Origin of the sequence: Streptomyces sp. NPDC005791, from assembly GCF_042871485.1 — a bacterium.
GTDB lineage: Bacteria > Actinomycetota > Actinomycetes > Streptomycetales > Streptomycetaceae > Streptomyces.
Window position 1 is genome coordinate 322,077 of record NZ_JBIAIP010000001.1, and the last position, 20,083, is coordinate 342,159.

At 70.6% G+C, this 20,083-nt stretch carries 19 protein-coding genes; 12 read left to right on the plus strand and 7 right to left on the minus strand.

Annotation, left to right across the window (positions count from 1 at the left end; translation table 11 throughout):
• Window positions 1–112 precede the first annotated feature (112 nt).
• Window positions 113–640, plus strand: coding sequence for a hypothetical protein (locus tag ACFYSH_RS01620; protein WP_359465336.1), 528 nt, complete (start codon window positions 113–115; stop codon window positions 638–640).
• 205 nt (window positions 641–845) lie between these two features.
• Here the strand turns inward: ACFYSH_RS01620 and ACFYSH_RS01625 are convergent, their stop codons facing one another.
• From ACFYSH_RS01625 to ACFYSH_RS01635, 3 genes are all read right to left on the minus strand, one after another.
• The gene (locus ACFYSH_RS01625; RefSeq protein ID WP_359465334.1) at window positions 846–1,019 is read right to left on the minus strand and encodes a hypothetical protein; all 174 of its coding nucleotides are present in this window, start codon (window positions 1,017–1,019) and stop codon (window positions 846–848) included.
• 196 nt (window positions 1,020–1,215) lie between these two features.
• Window positions 1,216–4,182: a BTAD domain-containing putative transcriptional regulator gene (locus ACFYSH_RS01630; protein WP_388750264.1), complete on the minus strand. Its 2,967-nt coding sequence runs from the start codon at window positions 4,180–4,182 to the stop codon at window positions 1,216–1,218.
• Between the two features lie 321 nt (window positions 4,183–4,503).
• On the minus strand, window positions 4,504–4,707 hold the full coding sequence (locus ACFYSH_RS01635) for a cold-shock protein (RefSeq protein WP_003967102.1): 204 nt from the start codon (window positions 4,705–4,707) through the stop codon (window positions 4,504–4,506).
• Window positions 4,708–4,991: 284 nt separating this feature from the next.
• On the opposite strand from ACFYSH_RS01635, the gene ACFYSH_RS01640 reads away from it, so the two are divergent.
• From ACFYSH_RS01640 to ACFYSH_RS01655, 4 genes are all read left to right on the plus strand, one after another.
• Window positions 4,992–5,870, plus strand: a complete 879-nt coding sequence (locus ACFYSH_RS01640; RefSeq protein ID WP_359465330.1) for a menaquinone biosynthesis protein — start codon at window positions 4,992–4,994, stop codon at window positions 5,868–5,870.
• Window positions 5,871–6,311: 441 nt separating this feature from the next.
• Complete coding sequence (locus ACFYSH_RS01645) at window positions 6,312–7,958, plus strand: serine/threonine-protein kinase (RefSeq protein ID WP_388750267.1); 1,647 nt, start codon at window positions 6,312–6,314, stop codon at window positions 7,956–7,958.
• Between the two features lie 72 nt (window positions 7,959–8,030).
• A complete protein-coding gene (mqnC, locus tag ACFYSH_RS01650; protein WP_359465327.1) occupies window positions 8,031–9,230 on the plus strand; it encodes a cyclic dehypoxanthinyl futalosine synthase in 1,200 nt (399 codons plus the stop codon).
• An 8-nt stretch (window positions 9,231–9,238) separates the two neighbouring features.
• Entirely contained in the window at window positions 9,239–9,883 is a 645-nt protein-coding gene (locus ACFYSH_RS01655; protein WP_388750271.1) for a hypothetical protein, read from the plus strand.
• Window positions 9,884–9,898: 15 nt separating this feature from the next.
• Here ACFYSH_RS01655 and ACFYSH_RS01660 read toward each other — a convergent pair whose 3' ends face one another.
• Together ACFYSH_RS01660 and ACFYSH_RS01665 are read right to left on the minus strand one after the other, a co-directional pair.
• On the minus strand, window positions 9,899–10,837 hold the full coding sequence (locus ACFYSH_RS01660) for a DUF3152 domain-containing protein (RefSeq protein WP_388750274.1): 939 nt from the start codon (window positions 10,835–10,837) through the stop codon (window positions 9,899–9,901).
• A complete protein-coding gene (locus ACFYSH_RS01665; RefSeq protein ID WP_359465322.1) occupies window positions 10,834–10,998 on the minus strand; it encodes a hypothetical protein in 165 nt (54 codons plus the stop codon). The genes ACFYSH_RS01660 and ACFYSH_RS01665 overlap by 4 nt, the downstream gene beginning before the upstream one ends.
• 156 nt (window positions 10,999–11,154) lie before the next feature.
• Here ACFYSH_RS01665 and ACFYSH_RS01670 point away from each other — a divergent pair, with 156 nt between their 5' ends.
• On the plus strand, window positions 11,155–11,847 hold the full coding sequence (locus tag ACFYSH_RS01670; protein ID WP_359465321.1) for a demethylmenaquinone methyltransferase: 693 nt from the start codon (window positions 11,155–11,157) through the stop codon (window positions 11,845–11,847).
• A gap of 11 nt (window positions 11,848–11,858) precedes the next feature.
• Here ACFYSH_RS01670 and ACFYSH_RS01675 read toward each other — a convergent pair whose 3' ends face one another.
• The gene (locus ACFYSH_RS01675) at window positions 11,859–12,377 is read right to left on the minus strand and encodes a GNAT family N-acetyltransferase (RefSeq protein ID WP_359465320.1); all 519 of its coding nucleotides are present in this window, start codon (window positions 12,375–12,377) and stop codon (window positions 11,859–11,861) included.
• Between the two features lie 96 nt (window positions 12,378–12,473).
• Between ACFYSH_RS01675 and ACFYSH_RS01680 the strand changes: the two genes are divergently transcribed.
• Both ACFYSH_RS01680 and mptB read left to right on the plus strand, forming a co-directional pair.
• Window positions 12,474–13,757 (plus strand): geranylgeranyl reductase family protein, encoded by a 1,284-nt coding sequence (locus ACFYSH_RS01680; RefSeq protein ID WP_359465319.1) that lies wholly within the window; start codon window positions 12,474–12,476, stop codon window positions 13,755–13,757.
• 28 nt (window positions 13,758–13,785) lie between these two features.
• Window positions 13,786–15,318 carry a polyprenol phosphomannose-dependent alpha 1,6 mannosyltransferase MptB gene (gene mptB / locus ACFYSH_RS01685; RefSeq protein ID WP_388750279.1) on the plus strand — a complete coding sequence of 511 codons (1,533 nt, stop codon included), beginning with the start codon at window positions 13,786–13,788 and terminating at the stop codon, window positions 15,316–15,318.
• 67 nt (window positions 15,319–15,385) lie between these two features.
• On the opposite strand, the gene ACFYSH_RS01690 is transcribed toward mptB, so the two are convergent.
• The gene (locus tag ACFYSH_RS01690) at window positions 15,386–16,219 is read right to left on the minus strand and encodes a C40 family peptidase (RefSeq protein ID WP_359465317.1); all 834 of its coding nucleotides are present in this window, start codon (window positions 16,217–16,219) and stop codon (window positions 15,386–15,388) included.
• An 892-nt stretch (window positions 16,220–17,111) separates the two neighbouring features.
• Between ACFYSH_RS01690 and ACFYSH_RS01695 the strand changes: the two genes are divergently transcribed.
• From ACFYSH_RS01695 to ACFYSH_RS01710, 4 genes are read left to right on the plus strand one after another with little or no spacing between them, the layout of a single operon-like run.
• On the plus strand, window positions 17,112–17,471 hold the full coding sequence (locus tag ACFYSH_RS01695; RefSeq protein ID WP_053644853.1) for an NADH-quinone oxidoreductase subunit A: 360 nt from the start codon (window positions 17,112–17,114) through the stop codon (window positions 17,469–17,471).
• Between the two features lie 18 nt (window positions 17,472–17,489).
• Window positions 17,490–18,044, plus strand: coding sequence for an NADH-quinone oxidoreductase subunit B family protein (locus tag ACFYSH_RS01700; RefSeq protein ID WP_014154689.1), 555 nt, complete (start codon window positions 17,490–17,492; stop codon window positions 18,042–18,044).
• Window positions 18,041–18,751: an NADH-quinone oxidoreductase subunit C gene (locus tag ACFYSH_RS01705; RefSeq protein ID WP_388750284.1), complete on the plus strand. Its 711-nt coding sequence runs from the start codon at window positions 18,041–18,043 to the stop codon at window positions 18,749–18,751. The genes ACFYSH_RS01700 and ACFYSH_RS01705 overlap by 4 nt, the downstream gene beginning before the upstream one ends.
• Window positions 18,751–20,073, plus strand: coding sequence for an NADH-quinone oxidoreductase subunit D (locus ACFYSH_RS01710; RefSeq protein WP_388750287.1), 1,323 nt, complete (start codon window positions 18,751–18,753; stop codon window positions 20,071–20,073). The genes ACFYSH_RS01705 and ACFYSH_RS01710 overlap by 1 nt, the downstream gene beginning before the upstream one ends.
• The last annotated feature ends 10 nt before the right edge of the window (window positions 20,074–20,083 follow it).

Here is a 20,083-nt window from a genome sequence, read left to right on the forward strand (position 1 = left end):
CGTGACAGGGCCATGACCGCACCAGGGGGACGTGCCCGGAACGCTGTGCGTTACGGTGTCGCGCGGCCGTGCGACGGCCAAGAAGCCGACTACAGCTAGGGGGACTGCATCGATGGTGCGGCGACGGATGAGGTTCGCGGCGGTACTGGTCGTGGTGGTGCTCGCGCTCACCGGATTCTCGACGTCCAGCAGCGGCGGCAAGAGCCGCAGCGGCGGCGGTTCGAGCGGCGGGGGCTGCTCCAGTTCCGAGAAGAGCAACGGCAGCTACCGGGATCACGACGACGATGACTACGACAGCTCGTCGAGTTCCTCCGGTGGCTCCACGTACTCCACGCCGACGCCCTCCCCCACAGCCTCGGAGGCCCCCGACATCCGCGTCGTCCGGTGCGTCCAGCCGAAGAAGGGGAAGCGCAAGGCGGTGACGTCGTCGACGATCGAGATCCGCTCGACGGCTGCCCTCATGCACGCGTACGACGTGGACGTGACGTTCGAGGACGCCCAGGGCCGGATCGTCGACCAGGGCGAGGCGACGGTCGACCTCGACTCCGGCGAGACCGAGACCGTGACGGTGCGGATGGACAGCCCGCGCTCGGTCGCCCGCGTGAAGCGCTGCCTGGTGACGGCGGAGCTGCGCTACTGACGCCGGTCGCCGCCTTCGCCTCTGACGAGGACGACATGCGGAAGCCGCGCCGGCCTGGGGTCGCGGTCCGGGCGTCGTGACGGGGGAGCACACGTGTGGGGCCCGAGCCGGCCGGCTCGGGCCCCACACGTGTGCGCGGACATGCAGCGGCCGCGACGGCTCCCCCTCCGCGCCGCCGCGGCCGCTCCCCCCGTCTTCTGTAGGACTAGAGCGGGTCGCCACCGGTCATGTGGCTGTCCGTCGGCTTGATGTCGGGCTCGCCGGTCATGTGGCTGTCCAGCGTCGTGATCTCGGGCTCGCCGGTCATGTGGCTGTCCGTCGGCTTGACGTCCCCCGCGGCGCCCGCCTTCGGGAGCTCGATCTTCTTGGCATCGCTCATGTCGTGAACTCCATATTCCGGTGCATGGATGGGCGGCGAAGCCCGTCCGGCTGTTCCCCCGTGGACTGCCGGACGGGCTGTTCAGAGCCGTTCACCTTAGTGCGCGGTCCGACCGGTCGGATCGTCTGCCCCCCGACGCGACGCTCTGACACGAATCAGAGTGCCGGGTCGTGATAAACGAACGATGAACGTGTCGTCAGCGGCTGTTGGGGGACGGCGCCGGCGACAGCAGGAGGCGGACGGCGTCCGCTTCGGTCGCCTCCAGTTGCTCCAGGGTCGACAGGGCCTCGGTCCAGCACACCTTCGCGCGGTCCACCTGCCCGATCCGCTGCAGCGCCTTGCCCAGCACGGTCAGGACATTGGCGCGTCGCCACTCACCGCCTATGTGCAGGAGGACCGCGAGGGCCTGTTCGGACAGAGCTGCGGCTTCACCAGGGCGATCGGCGTCGAGGTGTACCTCGGCCAGCCGGAAGAGCGTCATGCCTTCCCACAGCCGCTGGCGGCTCTCCCGGAAGACCGCGAGTGCCTCATGCAGTCTCTCCTGGGCTTCGCCCTGACGGCCGGCACGTGCCAGTGCGAGGCCGAGTGCGTATCGTCCGTTGGCCAGACGCAGCGTGAGCCCCAAGCGGTTGTAGAGGGCGACCCCTTCGCCGGCGAGCTCCACCGCGCTGTCCGTGTGGCCGATGGCGAGCTGGATCCGCGAGAGGTTGCACAGGGCACTGGCTTCGCCAGGCCGGTTCCCGTCGGCCCGGAACGCGGCGATGGTCTGTTGCAGGAGGGGCTCCGCCTCGCTGAGCCGGTTCTGGTACCCCGCGATGATTCCGAGTTCGTTCGGGGCGTTGCAGTTCGTCCAGACGTCCTCGATCGCCGGAGCCAGCAGCATGGCGCGTCGGGCTTCGTCCTCAGCCTGGGCGAAACGGCCCGCGATGCTGTGCACCTGGGCGAGCGTGGTGCGCGCGCGTGCCTCGGAACGCGGATCGCCCGCCACGACGGCTGCGTCTCTCACCGCGATGGCAGCGGACTCGTACTGGCGGGAGTTGGCTCCCGATTCCGCGAGATCCTTGGCCGCCAGCATGAGATCGACGCCGCGCCGGACCCTTCCCGAGACAGCCGCTTGCTGCGCGCAGGCCAGAAGTGAACTCGCTTCGGTGTAGAGCCAGTCCAGCGCGGCCTTGTGCTCGGCGAACTCGAGGCCGGGATGCTCGGTGGCATCCAGATGATCGACCGTCCGGTCCCCCGGCCGCTCCAACGCGTACACCCCCGCCGCGGTCGCCAGGTAGAAGTCCAGCAGGCGCGACAGAGCCAGCTCCCTTTCCACCGGCGGCTGTTCGTCGCGTTCGGCGCATGCACGCGCGTAGAGGCGCACCAGGTCGTGGTAGCGGTAGCGGCCCGGGGCCGCTGACTCCAGGAGGCTGGTGTCGACCAGGGTCTCCAGGAGGTCCTCCGCCGTGTGGTGGTCCAGGTTCAGGAGGGCGGCCGCTGCCGCGAGGGAGATGTCCGGGCCGTCCGCCAGGCCCAGGAGACGGAAGGCCCGCGCCTGGGCCGGCTCCAGCTGGCCGTAGCCGAGCTCGAAGGTGGCCTTCACCGCGAGGTCGCCGGCCTGGAGTTCGTCGAGGCGGCGGCGTTCGTCGGCGAGCTTCGCAGCCAGCACCGAGACCGTCCAGGTGCGGCGGGCGGCCAGCCGGGAGGCGGCGATGCGGATGGCCAGCGGCAGGAAGCCGCACGCGGCCACCACGTCCAGGGCCGCCTCGCGCTCCGCGCGGACGCGTTCGTCGCCGACGATGCGGGTGAAGAGCTGCAGGGCCTCCTCGGGGGACATCACGTCCAGGTCCACGAGGTGCGCGCCCGCCAGATCGACCATGCGCACGCGGCTGGTGACCAGCGCCGCGCAGCCTTCCGTGCCGGGGAGCAGGGGCCGGATCTGCGCCGCGTCATGGGCGTTGTCGAGCAGGACCAGGATCCGGCGGCCGTCGAGGGTGGAGCGGTAGAGCGCGGCCCGCTCGTCCAGGGAGTCCGGGATCGCGGAGTCGGCGGTGCCCAGGGCGCGGAGGAACGCGCCGAGGACGGTCTCGGGTTCGGCGGCTCTGGCGCCCGCGCCCTGCAGGTCGACGTACAGCTGGCCGTCCGGGAAGTGCGGGCGTGCCTGGTGGGCGACGTGGACGGCGAGCGTCGTCTTGCCCACGCCGCCGATGCCGGCCAGCGCGGAGACCGCCATGACCGATCCCTCGGCGGACACGAGCCGGTCGCCGAGCTCGCGTACGAACGCGGCGCGGCCCGTGAAGTCCGGGACGGTGGCCGGGAGTTGGGCCGGGCGGACCGGGGCGGGCGCCGGGGCCGGCTCGTCCGCGGGGCGGGCCAGTTCCTCGTCGGCCTGGAGGATCCGCTGCTGGAGCTGGGCGAGTGCGGGGCGCGGGTCGACGCCCAGTTCCTCCGCGAGCAGGCGACGGGTGTCGGCGTACACCGCGAGGGCCTCGGCCTGTCGGCCGCTGCGGTACAGGGCGACCATCAGCAGCTCGCGCAGGCGCTCGCGCAGGGGGTGCGCCGCGGTGAGCGCGGTGAGTTCGGACACCGCCTCCGCGTGGCAGCCGAGCTCCAGGTCCAGGTCGAGACGGGTCTCGGTGAGCTGGAGGTGCCACTCCTCCAGGCTGGTGCGCTGGTTCTCCGCGTAGGGGCCGGGGAGGGAGGCGAGCGCCTCGCCGTCCCACAGGCCGAGCAGCTTGTTGATCAGGGTGCGGGCCTGGCCGCGGTCCCCGGCGCCACGCGCCTTGTCCGCGTCGGCGGCCAGGTCCTGGGCGAGCGTGAGGTCGAGGGCCGCGCGGGGGATGCGGACGGCATAGCCGCCGGCCTCGCTGACCAGGGTGTCCTGACCGAGGACCTTGCGGAGCCGGGAGGCGTACGTCCGTACCGTGGCCAGTGCCTGGGAGGGCGGGTCCTCGCCCCAGAGGGCGTCGATGAGTTCGGCGGCGGTGGCCGTGCGGCCGTCGCGCAGGAGCAGCGCGGCCAGCAGGGCGCGTTGCTGCGGGGACCCCGACGGCAGGGCTTCGCTGCCGCGCCAGGCGCGTACGGGGCCGAGCACGGTGAAGCGCAGTTCGGTGCCGGCCGCCCGTTCCCGTGGAGCGCGTTGCTCCGGAACACGCACACCGGGTCCGTTGTCGCGGTCCATGATGCCCCCTGTCCTGCTTGCCCCGCCGGTCCTGCACATCCCGCACTGCGACGTACCGTTGGTATCGCGGTCAACAGTCTGCCTTGTTTTGGGCGGGCTCGTCAGCATCGGGTGTGGCTCTGCACAGGCCCTCTTCAATGACCGGGGGGCGAGGGTCCGTTCAGGGTGTCCGGCGATGTGCCGGGGGGTGGTCGTTCCCGGTGCAGGCGCGGCGTCCCGGGGCGCCTGCCGGAAAGGCAGGAGCCCCGCTCCTCCGCCGGAGCGGGGGAGCGGGGCTCCTTGGGTACTGCTCACTCGGCCGCGATCGGCCGACCCGGGCAACTAGGCCGGGGTGACGTTCTCAGCCTGCGGACCCTTGGGTCCCTGAGTGACGTCGAAGTTCACGACCTGGTTCTCCTCGAGGGAGCGGAACCCGGACGCGTTGATCGCGGAGTAGTGGACGAAGACATCCGGGCCGCCGCCGTCCTGGGCGATGAAGCCGAAGCCCTTTTCAGCGTTGAACCACTTGACGGTTCCGGTAGCCATAAGCCCTCCTTGGGCCAAAGGGTTGCCCTGCTCCAGAACCTGCAAACAAGTCTGAAAACTACAAAAGCCTGCGGGTTACATGCTCCGCAGGCTCTGTACTGCAAGGGAAACCAAACTGCAACTTGCGGCGAGCCTAGCACGCAGTCTGTGGGGAGCGGTAGAGGGAAAGATCACTTCACCCGGATGTTTCATCGGGCCGTCGGAGAGCTGACGGACAAGGCTCCGCGGAACAGTCCGGACGCCCCGCTGGCGCGCGCCCGCAGGGACAGGTCTAGCCTCGCGATGTGGACAATTCAACCGTCTCTCCCGTAGAAGGCGACGACCGTCGCAGCAGGCCGCGCGTCGGCCACATCCAGTTCCTGAACTGCCTCCCCCTCTACTGGGGCCTGGCGCGGACGGGGACCCTGCTCGACCTGGAGCTCTCGAAGGACACCCCGGAAAGACTCAGTGAGCAGCTGGTCAGGGGGGACCTGGACATCGGTCCCGTCACCCTGGTCGAGTTCCTGCGCAATGCCGACGAACTGGTCGCCCTCCCCGACATCGCCGTCGGCTGCGACGGCCCCGTCATGTCGTGCGTGATCGTGTCCCAGCTGCCCCTGGAGCAGCTGGACGGGGCCCGGGTGGCCCTCGGTTCCACCTCGCGCACCTCCGTACGGCTGGCCCAGCTGCTGCTCTCCGAGCGGTACGGCGTCGAACCCGACTACTACACCTGCCCGCCGGACCTCGGCCTGATGATGCAGGAGGCCGACGCGGCCGTGCTCATCGGCGACGCCGCGCTGCGCGCGAACCTGCACGACGCCCCCAGGCTCGGACTGCAGGTCCACGACCTGGGCGCGATGTGGAAGGAATGGACCGGGCTGCCGTTCGTCTTCGCGGTATGGGCGGCGCGCAAGGACTATCTGGCCTCGCACCCCGACTACGTCGAGAAGGTGCACGAGGCGTTCCTGGCCTCCCGGGACCTCTCGCTGGAGGAGGTCACCAAGGTCGCGGAGCAGGCGGCGCGCTGGGAGTCCTTCGACGCGGAGGTGCTGGAGCGCTACTTCACCACCCTGGACTTCCGCTTCGGCCCGGACCAGCTGGCGGGCGTGCGCGAGTTCGCCCGCCGGACCGGTCCGACGACCGGCTTCCCGGCGGACGTGAAGGTCGAACTGCTCGGAGGGTGACACCCACGGCACGCGGGGTCCACCGCACGGGATCGGGCACACGGGAATGGTGCGGGAGAGAAGGTGAATCCCGTACTTTCCCGGTCCTTCCCCGTCCCCGCCGTCCTTTACCCCCGACTGCCCCTGACGCGTGACTCCGGCATTCCGTTCCCGTGAAAGGGCGCGCGTGTCCGGAGTTCCGTCGCGAGTGGCGGGCGCATGGACGCGCGGGCGAATAGCGGATGTCTCCCGGAGTGCCTTCCGGTATCCCTCCGGTGAAGCCCGATCGGTGGGGGCGAACCCCGGTCGGTGGGGACGAACGATGTATTCACGCCTTTCCGTGTGGCGAAATCCCTGCTTCGTGCCCATAGGGGCGAAATCGACGGAAGGGGTCTCGGTGACCGTGTGACCCGGGCGGCCTAGGCTTCCGTGCGAGTCCCGGGGACCACAGGGGGAGACCGTATGCAGCCGCTGGAAGCCGGCGAACCGCACACCATCGGCGCCTACCGGCTCCTGGGCAGGCTCGGGGCAGGCGGGATGGGCCGGGTCTATCTCGGCCGCAGCGCCGGCGGACGTACCGTCGCGGTCAAGGTCGTGCACCCTCACTTCGCCCTCGACGAGCAGTTCCGCGAGAGGTTCCGGCGTGAGGTGGACGCCGCCCGGCGTCTCGGCGCGCAGTGGACGGCCCCGGTGCTGGACGCCGACCCCGACGCGGCCGTGCCCTGGGTGGCGACCGGTTACGTGGCCGGGCCGCCGCTCTCCGACGCGGTCACCCGCCACGGCCCGCTGCCCGAGTACGCGGTACGGACCCTGGGGGCCGGGCTCGGGGAGGCGCTCGACGCCGTGCACGCCCACGGACTCATCCACCGCGACGTGAAGCCGTCCAACGTCCTGCTCGCCCTCGACGGCCCCCGGCTGATCGACTTCGGCATCGCCCGGGCCCTCGGTGCCACCGTCTCCCTCACCTCCACCGGCGTCTCCGTGGGCTCGCCCGGCTACATGGCGCCGGAGCAGATCCGCGGCCAGGACATCTCCGGCGCGGCCGACGTCTTCTCCCTCGGCGCCGTGCTCGCCTACGCGGCGACCGGCGCCGCGCCCTTCCTCGGTGACTCCTCCGCCGTACTCCTCTACAAGGTGGTGCACGAGGAACCCGAACTCGGCGACCTGGAGGGCGAGCTGCGGGAGCTGGTGATCCGGTGCCTCGCCAAGGACCCCGCCGACCGGCCCGCCCCCACCGCGCTCGCCCGCCGGCTGGCGCCCGGCGGGGCCGCGGCACTGGTGGCCCCCGGCTGGCTGCCGGGCCCGCTGGAGCGTGAGGTCAGCAGGTCGGCGGTGGCGCTGCTGGACCTGGAGCCGCAGGACGCACCCGTGCGGTCCGGGCCCGTGCCGTTCAGCAACGCCTCCCTGGGGAGCGCGGCGCTCGGAGCCTTCGGCCCGCCGCTGCCGCCCTTGCCGGCCGAGCCGCCGGTCACGTCGGGCGGCACCACGGGGGAACGGGGCCCCGACGCCGGTGTCGCCGGCCTTGCGGACACGGGTCCGCGGACCGGTACGCGCCGGGGGCGGCGGATCAGCTGCACGGTCACGCTGGCCGTCGCGGGCGCGCTCGCCGTGGTGACCGTCGGTGTCGCGACGCTGGGAGACCTGTTCGCCGGCGGCGGCGACGACGACCAGGGCGCCGACGCCGCGCGGCCCCCGGCAGCCGACCGGTCACCGGAAGCCGGGGCGTCCGCCCCGGTCGACGCGCTGCCCCCGGCCTTCGCCGGTACGTGGAAGGGGTCCGCCACCGAACGCAGCGGGCTGCCGCACGGAACGGTCACCGCCGTGTTCACCGAGGGTGCGAAGGGCGAGGACGTGGTCCGGCTGACCCACCGGCTCGACGTGCTCGGCTCGAGCGTCGTCTGCAAGGGCATCGGTACCCTCGTCTCCGGCACGGCGAAGGAGCTGAACATCAGGGAGCGGACCGATCCGGGAAACGCCGACAGCTCCCTGTGCACCGGGGGCGACGCCGACCTCGTCTTCACACTCACGCAGGCCGGCACACTCCGCTACCAGTCCCACGAGGAAGCCGCGGGCCACCCGAAGGGCACGCTCACCCGGTCCGGCGGCTGAGCCCGGCAGGGGCTGGCGTACGCTGAATCGGTCCGTCGATCCGTTGAAAAACCGCCGAAAGGTGACAGCCCGGTGACCGAGAAGGCCGACCTCCAGCCCGTCCTCGACCGCGCCGCCGAAGGCGGGCGGATCACTCCTGAGGAGGCGCTCGACCTGTACAGGTCGGCACCGCTGCACGCGCTGGGAGCCGCGGCCGACGCCGTGCGCCGCCGCCGCTACGCCGGTACCGAGCACATCGCGACGTACATCATCGAGCGCAACATCAACTACACCAACGTCTGCGTCACGGCCTGCAAGTTCTGCGCCTTCTACGCGCCGCCCAAGGACACCGCCAAGGGCTGGTCCCGCGACCTCGACGACATCCTGCGCCGCTGCGCGGAGACCGTCGAGCTGGGCGGTACCCAGATCATGTTCCAGGGCGGACACCACCCGGACTACGGCGTCGAGTACTACGAGGAGCACTTCTCCGCGATCAAGAAGGCGTTCCCGCAGCTGGTCATCCACTCGCTCGGCGCCTCCGAGATCGAGCACATGGCCCGTATCTCGGGCGTCTCGGCCGAGGAGGCCGTCAAGCGCATCCACGCGGCAGGCCTGGACTCCTTCGCGGGCGCCGGTGCCGAACTGCTGCCCGCCCGGCCGCGTACGGCGATCGCCCCGCTCAAGGAGTCCGGCGAGCGCTGGCTGGAGATCATGGAGATCGCGCACGGCCTCGGTGTCGAGTCCACCTCCACCATGCTGATGGGCACCGGCGAGACCAACGCCGAGCGCATCGAGCACCTGCGGATGATCCGCGACGTACAGGACCGGACGGGCGGCTTCCGCGCCTTCATCCCGTACACCTACCAGCCGGAGAACAACAAGCTGAAGGGGCAGACGCAGGCCACGCTCTTCGAGTACCTGCGGATGATCGCCATCGCCCGGCTCTTCCTCGACAACGTCGCCCACATCCAGGGCTCCTGGCTGACCACCGGCAAGGAGGTCGGCCAGCTGTCCCTGCACTACGGCGCGGACGACCTGGGCTCGATCATGCTGGAGGAGAACGTCGTCTCCTCGGCCGGAGCCAAGCACCGCTCGAACCGGCTCGAGATCATCGACCTGATCCGCAAGGCGGGCCGCGTCCCCGCCCAGCGCGCCACGACCTACGAGCACCTGGTCGTCCACGACGACCCGGCGAACGACCCGGTCGACGAGCGCGTCGTCTCGCACATCTCCTCCACGGCGATCGCGGGCGGCACGGCGCACCCGGAGCTGAAGCTCCTCGACGCCAACTGAGTCAGCCGGTGCTGACCGTTCACGCCGCGCCACTGGTCCTCCCGGCCGGCGCGGCGGGCATCGACGGGGGAGCGGTCGCGGTGGACGGCGACCGGATCGTCGCCCTCGGGCCGTACGCCGCGGTGACGGCCGCACACCCGGCGGCGCGGGTCCGGCAGTGGCCGGGCGTCCTCACGCCCGGCCTGCGCCAGTGGGACGGGGTCGCCCTGCTGACCCGCCTCTACCACCCCGACCCGCGTGAGGCGGACGAGCTCGGCGAACAACCGCTGACCGGAGCCGACTTCGAGCGGCTGGACGGGCGGATGGACGAGCCCCGCCGGGCCGGCAGCGTACGCCGGGGACTGCAGCGCATGCTGCGCCACGGCACCACCCATGTGGCGGGCCCGTTCGAGGACCACGCCGTACGTGCCGCCGTGGGCCGTGCCGGCCTGACGGTCGTTCCTCCGGCCGGGCCCCCGGCCGGCGAACCGGGCCTGGACCCCTTCGTCAGGGGGCACGATCTCGCCGGAGCGGCGCACGGCCCGCTGGCCGTCGGCGGCCGCGCGGACCTCGCCGTCTTCGACGTACCGGACGAGGCGACGCTGGTCACGGCGGGCGCCGTCACCTGCGTCGCCACGGTGCTCGGCGGACGGCTGGTCCACCGGCGGCGGTGAGGACGGGGGCACGGGTCACGGGACCTTGGGCCCGCTCAGGTAGCGGCCGTTCGTGTCGTAGGGCCAGGCGTTGGACTTGCAGCCCTTCAGCCCCTTGATCTGCTGCATCATCGCGGGCGCCGGCTTCCCGGGGCCCGGGCAGGTCTCGTGCCCGTACCCGAGCCAGTGGCCCACCTCGTGATTGATGATCAGCGCGCGGTACTCGGTCGCCGGGCCGTCGAAGGTGGGTGAACCGAGCTGCCAGCGCGCCAGGTTGACCATGACGTTCTCCCCGCCGCGGCAGTTGACCTCGCCCCCGGTGTTCAGTCCGTACTGCCCGCAGAGCCGGTCGGTGGTCTCAGGCGTTCCTATTTTGATCACCAGCCCGGCCGACCCGTCCGCGACCTGCCGGAAGGTGCGGGTCCCGCCCTTGCTCCAGCCGCGGGGGTGGGCGAGTATCTCCGCGATGTCCTCGGCGGCGCTGTCCGGGTCCACGCCGATGCCGTCCTCCACCTCGACGCGGTAGCGGCTGCCGCCGCCGTCGGACGAGACGCCCTCACGGGCCACGGTGAACGTGCCGGGACCCGACTTCGGCACGGAGTCCGGATCGACGGACTCCTCGGCGCTCGGTGAGCTCTCGGCGGACTCCGACGCCTTGGGACTCACCGATGCCTTCGGCGCCGCCGACGCCTTCGGTGGGACCGAGGGCTCAGGGGAGGCCGGGGGCGTCTCCTGGCCGGCCGCGACCGCGGCGCCGTCGTCCCGCCACGGCGGGTCGAGGTAGAGGAACGCGGCGACCGCCGCCAGTGCGATCACCGCACCGGCGAATCCGGCGCGCCGGCGCCGCACCCGTCTTCGGCGGGCCCTGGAGCGCTTCCGGGACTGGGCGCGGGAGGGCCGGGCCCCCGGAGCAGGTCTCCCGGCCGTCCGGCGGGCACCGGCGTTCCGTATTCGAGGTGCGTCGTCACTGTTCATGTCCTGGTGATCATCCGTGGTCTCGGTGTGGCTGCGCAGGAGGACGCTTCATCCGCCCGCACGCTGGTGTGCTTCTCGAGCACCGGGTGCTCGTCCGCGTACCGCACGACGTCCGGCAGACCGCTCTCCCGTACGCCGTCCAGGAGTTGCCGGGTGGTCACCGGCGCGGAAACCCCTTTCCCTCGTCGGGAGAGACGACGATCAGGGCGGTGCTGTTCCCTCGAACGCGGATGATCGAGGAGGACTTCGTGTCCGAATGGCCGACGCCGTCCCACGCCGCCGCGAGCGACAGGGGGCCGGGCTGCTTGAATGGGAGGGTGACCCGAGCATCCCTGGACAAGCAGCCGCACGAAGTCGCCTCGATGTTCGACGACGTGGCGGCGAACTACGACCTCACCAACGATGTGCTGTCGCTCGGACAGGCGCGGCTCTGGCGCAGGGAGGTCGCCCGGGCCGTCGACGCCCGCCCGGCGCAGAAGATCCTCGACCTGGCGGCCGGGACGGCCACCTCCTCGCAGCCGTTCGCCCGGGCCGGCGCCTATGTGGTGCCCTGCGACTTCTCGATCGGGATGCTCCGGGTCGGCAAGGAGCGCCACCCGTGGATGCCGTTCACCGCGGGCGACGGCACGAAGCTCCCGTTCAAGGACGAGACCTTCGACGCGGTCACGATCTCCTTCGGGCTGCGCAACATCCAGGACACCGGCGCCGCGCTGAGCGAGCTGTACCGGGTCACCAAGCGCGGCGGGCGCGTGGTCATCTGCGAGTTCTCCCAGCCGACCTGGACGCCCTTCCGGACCGTCTACACCGAGTACCTGATGCGCGCGCTGCCCCCGGTGGCCCGGGCGGTGTCGTCCAACCCGGACGCCTACGTCTACCTGGCGGAGTCGATCCGCGCCTGGCCCGACCAGGCCGGCCTCGCGGCGCTGCTGCAGAAGGCCGGCTGGTCGGACGTGGCCTGGCGCAATCTCACCGGCGGCGTGGTGGCGCTGCACCGGGGCGTGCGCGACTGAGCCCCGCGGGCTCAGAGCTCCAGCCGGAAGCAGTACGCCTCCCGCGCGGTCACCGGGGAGGTGTACCTCTCGGCCTGCCGCATGCCGAGACGCCGGGCCACCGCGAGCGAGCGCTCGTTACGCGTGTCGATCATGGCCACGACCTCGCGCAACCCGCGCGCCCGTACCCGTTCCAGCGTGGTGCGTGCGGCCGCGGTCGCGTAACCGTGCCCCCACGCGGCCCGGCCCAGCCGCCAGCCGATCTCGATCTCGCCCACCGGGCCGAAGGACGTGTGCGGCCACGGCTGGGCGCCCGTGAACCCCAGCACCTCACCGGCGTCGTCCAGCACCGTCCACAGGCAGTGGCCGAGTTCCGCGTCGTGCCGGCGCTGGCGTGCGGTCAGCTCCTCGTACACGGAGTACTCCGCCGAACGGCCGCCATGGAATTCCATGACCTCCGGATCGTCGAACACCCGGTACCAGCTCAGCGCGTCCTCGTCGGTGGGGACACGCAGGTGTACGGACGGAGTCGAGTCAGGCGCGTGCGGCATCGGGGAGCCCTTCGGAAGGTGATCAGCAGGCACCCATAGACTGCACGTGACATGTGCCGCGCGGCACGCGAATTCGAGTCTTCGGGAGATCCGACCGTGACCGAGCCCCTCTCCGAGCACAGCGCGGACGTGATCGTCGTCGGAGCGGGCCCAGCCGGCTCCGCGACCGCGTACCACCTCGCCAAGTCCGGACTCGACGTCCTCCTGCTGGAGAAGACGGCCTTCCCCCGGGAGAAGGTCTGCGGTGACGGTCTCACCCCGCGCGCCACCAAGCAGCTCGTCTCCATGGGCATCGACATCTCCGAAGAGGCGGGCTGGCTGCGCAACAAGGGCCTGCGCATCATCGGTGGCGGTGTCCGCCTCCAGCTGGACTGGCCGGACCTGGCCTCGTACCCGGACTACGGTCTGGTCCGCAAGCGCGACGACTTCGACGAGCAGCTGGCCCGCCAGGCGCAGAAGGCGGGCGCCCGGCTGTACGAGCGCTGCAACGTCGGCGAGCCGGTCAAGGACGAGCGCACCGGCCGCATCACCGGCGTCCACGCGAAGCTCGGCGAGGAGAAGACCCCGGTCACCTTCCACGCCCCCCTCGTCGTCGCCGCCGACGGCAACTCCACCCGGCTCTCCCTTCACATGGGCCTGCACCGCCGCGAGGACCGCCCGATGGGCGTCGCGGTCCGTACGTACTTCACCTCGCCCCGCCACGACGACGACTACCTGGAGTCCTGGCTGGAGCTGTGGGACCGCCGTGGCGCCGAGGACCGTCTGCTGCCCGGCTACGGCTGGATCTTCGGCATGGGCGACGGCACGTCCAACGTCGGCCTCGGCATCCTCAACTCCTCGTCCGCCTTCAAGGAGCTGGACTGGCGCGAGGTCCTCAAGGCCTGGTGCGCATCCATGCCGGAGGACTGGGGCTACACCCCCGAGAACATGACGACGCCGATCCGTGGCGCGGCGCTCCCGATGGCCTTCAACCGCCAGCCGCACTACACCAAGGGCCTGCTGCTGGTCGGCGACGCGGGCGGGCTCGTCAACCCGTTCAACGGTGAAGGCATCGCGTACGCCATGGAGTCGGGCCAGATCGCCGCGGACGTCATCGTCCAGGCGCACGCCCGCGCGACGCCGGCGCAGCGGGAACTGGCGCTGCACCACTACCCGAAGATCCTCAAGGACACCTACGGCGGTTACTACACGCTGGGCCGCGCCTTCGTGAAGATGATCGGGAACCCGCAGGTCATGAAGATCGCGACGCAGCGCGGACTGACCCACCCGGTCCTGATGAAGTTCACGCTGAAGATGCTCGCGAACCTCACCGACCCGACGGGCGGCGACGCCATGGACCGCATCATCAACGGCCTCTCGAAGGTCGCCCCGAAGGCCTGACCGCGCGGGGCCGCGATAGGTTGCGGCCATGGGGGCAACAGGGGCACGGACCGGCTCGGGACGGATCACCGGGGCATGGACCACCGGGGCATGGACCACCGGCGGTCACCGACGGCTCGGCGCGGCCGGATCGCTTGCGGTCGCGCTGGGCGGCTGGGCCGTCGGCACACTGCCGGCGCACGACCCGTGGGGCCTGTGGGTCACCCACGGGGCGGCGGTGACCGCCGTCGGCTACGCACTGGCGTACGGGGGGCTGACGGTCCTCGTCGTCGCCTGGTGGCTGTACGGGCGTGCGGGTGCCTCCGTACGTGACACCCTCGTCACCCTCGCCTGGTGGACGGCCCCCCTGGTCCTGGCGCCCCCGCTCTACAGCGCCGACGTCTACAGCTACATCGCGCAGGGCGCGATGGTCCTCGAAGGGCACGACGTCTACAGCGTGGGGCCGTCCGTCCTCGACCCCGACGGGCCCGGCGGCGACGCCGCGGCGAGCGTCGGCGGGCACTGGACCGACACCCCGGCGCCGTACGGGCCGTTCTTCCTCGCTCTGGCGCGTGTCGTGGCCTGGGCGACCGGCGGCACGATCGTGCCCGCCGTGCTGGGGATGCGCGTCATCGCCCTGGGCGGGCTGGTGCTGATCGTCTGGGCCCTGCGGAACCTCGCCCGGGAGCACGGCCGCAGCGAGAGCGCCGCGCTGTGGCTCGGGGCACTGAATCCGCTGCTGCTCATCCACGTCGTGGGCGGCGTCCACAACGACGGGCTGATGACCGGTCTCATGCTGGCCGGTGTGCTGCTGGCCCTGCGCGGGAGGTGGATCACCGGGTCGGTGCTGGGCGGCCTCGCCATGATGGTCAAGTCGCCCGCGGCGGTGGCGCTGTTGTTCGTCGGCGTGGTGGTGGGCCGGGCCGCGAGCGGGCCGGTCGTACGGCGGGTGGCGAAGGGGCTCCTCGCGCCCGGCCTGGTCGCCGGGGCGGTGGCCGTCGGCGCGACGTTCATCGGTGGCACCGGTTTCGGCTGGCTCGGGACCCAGGGCGTCGCGGCACGCATCCACACCGCGCTGTCCCTCAGCAGCGACCTCGGCCTGGGGCTGGGTGAACTCCTGCGGCTGCTCGCCGGGACCGACCCGGATCCGGTCAAGTCCGCCGTGCAGAACCTGGGACTGCTGATCGCCCTGGTCCTGATCGCCCGCCTCGCATGGCATGCGACGACCGGGCGTACGGAACCCGTGCGTGCTCTGGGCCTCGCGCTGCTGGCCTTGGTCGCGCTCTCGCCGATGGTGCAGCCGTGGTACCTGCTGTGGGCGACGGCGGTGATCGCCGCCACCGCGAGCGGTGGCCGGGCCCTGGGCGCGGTGACCGTGCTGTCGGCCGCGCTCGTCTACGAGACGCAGCCTTCGGGCTCGACCCCGCCGTACGGCTTCGTGCTGGCCGGTCTCGTGTGCGCGGCCGGCGTGGTGCTCCTGCGCCGGGAGAGGGACCGGGACGCCGGGGGACCGGGGCGGGTGCCGGGGCAGCGTCTGCCGGCGGAGGACGTCCTGGAAGCGGACGCGCCCCCCGCACGATGACGGGCCGCCACTCCCGGTCGCAGGAGTGACGGCCCGTGATCGCGCCCAGGCGTACGGAGCTTGTGAATCAGAGAACGCGGACGGCGCCCGACGGCGGGTCGTAGTCCAGGGACTTCTGCACGACACCGGTGCTGGAGTTCTGCGCGCCGACGAACTGGCCGCCGCCCACGTAGATACCGACGTGGTACGCGCTGCCGGCACCGCCCCAGTACAGGATGTCGCCGGGCTGCAGGTTGTCGAGCGAGACCTGGGTCCCGGCGGTCGACTGGCTCTGCGAGACGCGCGGCAGGTCGACACCCACCGTGCCGAACGCGGCCTGGACCAGGCCCGAGCAGTCCCACGAGTTCGGGCCGGTGCCGCCGGAGACGTACGCGTCACCGATCTGCGACTGCGCGAACGCGATGACGGACGCGGCGGACCCGGTGGCGCTCGAGGAGTAGGAGGAGGAGGACCCCGAGCCCGCCGATGAGCCGGAGGACGCGCTGAGCGTCGTGCGCTCGGTGGAGCGGGAGGCGCGCTCGGCGGCTGCCTCCGCTTCCGCCTTCGCCTTGGCGGCGGCTTCGGCCTTCTTCTTGGCCTCTGCCTTGCGGACCGCTTCCGCCTTGGCCTTCTTGGCGGTCTTGGCGGCGGTGTCGGCAGCGGCGTCCTCGTAGGCCTGGATCTCCAGGTCGAGAGCGACCGCCTGGGTTGCCTGCGCGGACGCGGCGACGGAGGTGGAGAGCCCGGCCGTGATGGTGGGCATCTCGATGGTCTGGGTCACCGGCTCGGCCTGAGCCGGACCGGCGGCACCCGCGACCGCGATGGTGCTGAGGACGCCACCGGCAACTCCTGCCCGCAGCGCCGTCTTCGAGGCACTCTGGCGGGGCTTCCGGTGGCTGGGTATGTGAGCGGTGTGGGACATGAGTACTAGCGCTATCAGGGCTGTAGGGGTCCCATCAAGAAACGTGGGGTGCGACACAGTTACGTCCGGAAGCTGTGAATCCGCTTATTGCGGACCCTTATTGACGCCCTAACGGGCATAACGGTCATGCGCGTCCACCCCTGTGATCACCGGGTTCTTTTGATTCGCCCGAATTGCCCGTCGCTTACCATCCGTTCACACGGATGGCCAAGCCCGCTTTTCTTGGGGCGCGCGTGGAGTGACGCAGGTCACAGCGTGAGTCTTCGGTGAGAGGTGACCGCGCGGTTCGCGCGACGCGTGCGGCGCGAGGGTCGCAGCCGCCCCGGGGTGACCTGACCTATTGGTGAGTCATGTCCGTATCCACGGCTGCCCGTCGGTCGCCCGTGGATCGTCGGCGGGCATCGGGCGGGCGCCGTCGGGGGTACCCGCCGGGGGCGTCCGGCCGAGGCTCGCGCCGGCCGCCCGGAAGTTCGTGAATGCGCGCACATTGTCCACATCGGTACCGGAGACCCCTCGTCCGAGTGGCTGCCACGCATGGCTGATTCCTATATCACCGACCAGGTGTCCATATCCAATTTGCTTGTACGGGCCGTCGATTGATAGTGCCGACCGCCTTTGACCAGCGGTAACGCCTCGAGATGTCACGTCTCGTGACCGCGCGACCGCTTCGAGTGTGAAGATCACTGCTCATCCGACTTGATGATCGTTCGTCAGGTGGCGTAGATCACAAAGACGTTGGCGTACCCCGTGTCGCAGATCACAGGACGGCAGGCATAGGATGCGGGGCAGTCGGGCTTGTGAACTGCCTCACATGTGCACGATCTTGCTGAGGCGGCGAGCCGGTTGCCCGATGCGGTCCAACGGTCAAGGACGACTGGAAGGAGCGAGGAGCGTGAATGCCTACGCGCCCGTCCTCGTGCTCGGCGCCCTCGGGGCAGGGTTTGCGATCTTCTCCGTGGTCATGGCCACGCTTATCGGCCCCAAGCGGTACAACCGGGCAAAGCTCGAAGCGTACGAGTGCGGTATCGAACCCACCCCCACTCCAGCCGGAGGCGGCCGTTTCCCCATCAAGTACTACCTGACGGCGATGCTGTTCATCGTCTTCGACATCGAGATCGTCTTCCTCTATCCCTGGGCGGTCACCTTCGACGCCCTGGGGATCTTCGGGCTCGTGGAGATGCTGCTCTTCGTGCTCACCGTCTTCGTCGCCTACGCGTATGTGTGGCGCCGGGGCGGCCTGGAATGGGACTGAGGGGCTGAGGGGCACACCATGGGACTCGAAGAGAAGCTGCCGAGCGGCTTCGTTCTGACCACTGTCGAGCAGGCCGCCGGCTGGGTGCGGAAGTCGTCCGTCTTCCCCGCCACCTTCGGCCTCGCCTGCTGCGCCATCGAGATGATGACGACCGGCGCCGGACGGTACGACCTGGCCCGTTTCGGCATGGAGGTCTTCCGCGGATCGCCGCGGCAGGCGGACCTGATGATCGTCGCAGGGCGGGTGAGCCAGAAGATGGCGCCCGTCCTGCGGCAGGTCTACGACCAGATGCCCAGCCCCAAGTGGGTCATCTCCATGGGGGTTTGCGCGTCATCGGGTGGAATGTTCAACAACTACGCCATTGTTCAGGGTGTTGATCATATTGTCCCGGTCGACATCTATCTGCCGGGGTGCCCGCCCCGTCCCGAGATGCTGATCGACGCCATCCTCAAACTCCACCAGAAGATCCAGGGCTCCAAGCTCGGGGTCAACGCGGAGGAGGCCGCCCGCGAGGCGGAGGAGGCGGCCCTCAAGGCGCTCCCCCTGATCGAGATGAAGGGGCTGCTGCGGTGAGCGACGAGCAGAACGGCAACGGGGTGCCCACCCCACGCGACGACTCCGGTGAGGTCATCGGCGTACGCAAGGGCATGTTCGGTGCCGACAACGGCGGCGACACCTCCGGTTACGGCGGACTCGTCCGCACGGTGGCCCTCCCGGGAGCCACCTCCCGGCCGTACGGCGGCTGGTTCGACGAAGTCGCCGACGAGCTGGAAGGCGCCCTGGAGGAACAGGACCTGCTGCCCGCCGACGCCATCGAGAAGACGGTCGTGGACCGGGCAGAGCTCACCTTCTTCATCGCCAGGGAGCACCTGGTCCAGGTCGCCCGCACCCTGCGCGACGACCCGGCGCTGCGCTTCGAGCTCTGCACGGGCGTCAGCGGTGTCCACTACCTGGGGGACAAGGGGCGCGAGCTGCACGCCGTCTACCACCTGCGCTCGCTCACCCACGGGCGGCTCATCCGGCTCGAGGTGTCCGCCCCCGACAGCGACCCGCACATCCCGTCACTCGTCGGGGTCTACCCGACCAACGACTGGCACGAGCGCGAGACCTACGACTTCTTCGGCCTGATCTTCGACGGGCACCCCGCCCTGACCCGGATCATGATGCCGGACGACTGGCAGGGCTTCCCGCAGCGCAAGGACTACCCGCTCGGCGGCATCGCCGTCGAGTACAAGGGCGCCCAGATCCCGGCTCCGGACCAGCGGAGGTCGTACAGCTGATGACTACTCCCCGAGCGACACCCCGCGCCACGACCGAGGGGACTGTATATACAGTCACCGGCGGCGACTGGGACGAGGTCGTCGAATCCGCCGCCACGTCGGACGACGAACGCATCATCGTCAACATGGGGCCCCAGCACCCGTCCACGCACGGCGTGCTGCGGCTGATCCTGGAGATCGACGGCGAGACCGTCACCGAGGCCCGCTGCGGCATCGGCTACCTCCACACCGGCATCGAGAAGAACCTCGAATTCCGTAACTGGACGCAGGGCACCACCTTCGTCACCCGCATGGACTACCTGACCCCGTTCTTCAACGAGGCGGCCTACTGCCTCGGGGTCGAGAAGCTCCTCGGCATCGAGGACCAGATCCCCGACCGGGCCACCGTCCTGCGGGTGCTCCTGATGGAGCTCAACCGGATCTCCTCGCACCTGGTGTGCATCGCCACCGGCGGCATGGAACTGGGCGCCACGACGATCATGATCTACGGCTTCCGCGACCGTGAACTCGTTCTCGACCTCTTCGAGCTGATCACCGGGCTGCGCATGAACCACGCGTTCATCCGCCCCGGCGGCCTCGCCCAGGACCTGCCCATGGGCGCGATCGACCGGCTCCGTGAGTTCGTCAGGACCATGAAGAAGAACCTGCCGGAGTACGACAAGCTCGCGACCGGCAACCCCATCTTCAAGGCCCGTATGCAGGACGTCGGGTACCTCGACCTGACCGGCTGCATGGCGCTCGGCGCCACCGGCCCGGTCCTCCGGTCCGCAGGGCTCCCGCACGACCTGCGCAAGTCCGATCCGTACTGCGGTTACGAGACCTACGAGTTCGACGTGCCCACCGCGGACTCCTGTGACGCCTACGGCCGTTTCCTCATCCGGCTGGAGGAGATGCGCCAGTCGCTCAGGATCGTCGAGCAGTGCCTGGAGCGGCTGGAGCCGGGCCCGGTCATGGTGGCTGACAAGAAGATCGCCTGGCCCGCGCAGCTCGCGCTGGGACCCGACGGACTCGGCAACTCGCTCGACCACATCAAGAAGATCATGGGCACCTCCATGGAGGCCCTGATCCACCACTTCAAGCTGGTGACCGAGGGCTTCCGGGTCCCGGCCGGGCAGACGTACACCGCCATAGAGTCCCCCAAGGGCGAACTGGGCGTGCATGTCGTCTCGGACGGCGGCACACGCCCCTTCCGGGTCCACTTCCGCGACCCGTCCTTCACCAACCTCCAGGCCATGGCGGCGATGTGCGAGGGCGGCCAGGTCGCCGACGTCATCGTCGCCGTCGCGTCCATCGACCCCGTGATGGGAGGCGTCGACCGGTGACCGCGTCCAA

What these genes read in the sequence shown, in the direction of transcription:
- ACFYSH_RS01620 (WP_359465336.1), top strand. Translation starts at nt 113, where the DNA reads ATGGTGCGGCGACGGATGAGGTTCGCGGCGGTACTGGTCGTGGTGGTG.
- ACFYSH_RS01625 (WP_359465334.1), bottom strand. Translation starts at nt 1,019, where the DNA reads ATGAGCGATGCCAAGAAGATCGAGCTCCCGAAGGCGGGCGCCGCGGGG.
- ACFYSH_RS01630 (WP_388750264.1), bottom strand. Translation starts at nt 4,182, where the DNA reads ATGGACCGCGACAACGGACCCGGTGTGCGTGTTCCGGAGCAACGCGCT.
- ACFYSH_RS01635 (WP_003967102.1), bottom strand. Translation starts at nt 4,707, where the DNA reads ATGGCTACCGGAACCGTCAAGTGGTTCAACGCTGAAAAGGGCTTCGGC.
- ACFYSH_RS01645 (WP_388750267.1), top strand. Translation starts at nt 6,312, where the DNA reads ATGCAGCCGCTGGAAGCCGGCGAACCGCACACCATCGGCGCCTACCGG.
- ACFYSH_RS01660 (WP_388750274.1), bottom strand. Translation starts at nt 10,837, where the DNA reads ATGAACAGTGACGACGCACCTCGAATACGGAACGCCGGTGCCCGCCGG.
- ACFYSH_RS01675 (WP_359465320.1), bottom strand. Translation starts at nt 12,377, where the DNA reads ATGCCGCACGCGCCTGACTCGACTCCGTCCGTACACCTGCGTGTCCCC.
- mptB (WP_388750279.1), top strand. Translation starts at nt 13,786, where the DNA reads ATGGGGGCAACAGGGGCACGGACCGGCTCGGGACGGATCACCGGGGCA.
- ACFYSH_RS01690 (WP_359465317.1), bottom strand. Translation starts at nt 16,219, where the DNA reads ATGTCCCACACCGCTCACATACCCAGCCACCGGAAGCCCCGCCAGAGT.
- ACFYSH_RS01700 (WP_014154689.1), top strand. Translation starts at nt 17,490, where the DNA reads ATGGGACTCGAAGAGAAGCTGCCGAGCGGCTTCGTTCTGACCACTGTC.
- ACFYSH_RS01710 (WP_388750287.1), top strand. Translation starts at nt 18,751, where the DNA reads ATGACTACTCCCCGAGCGACACCCCGCGCCACGACCGAGGGGACTGTA.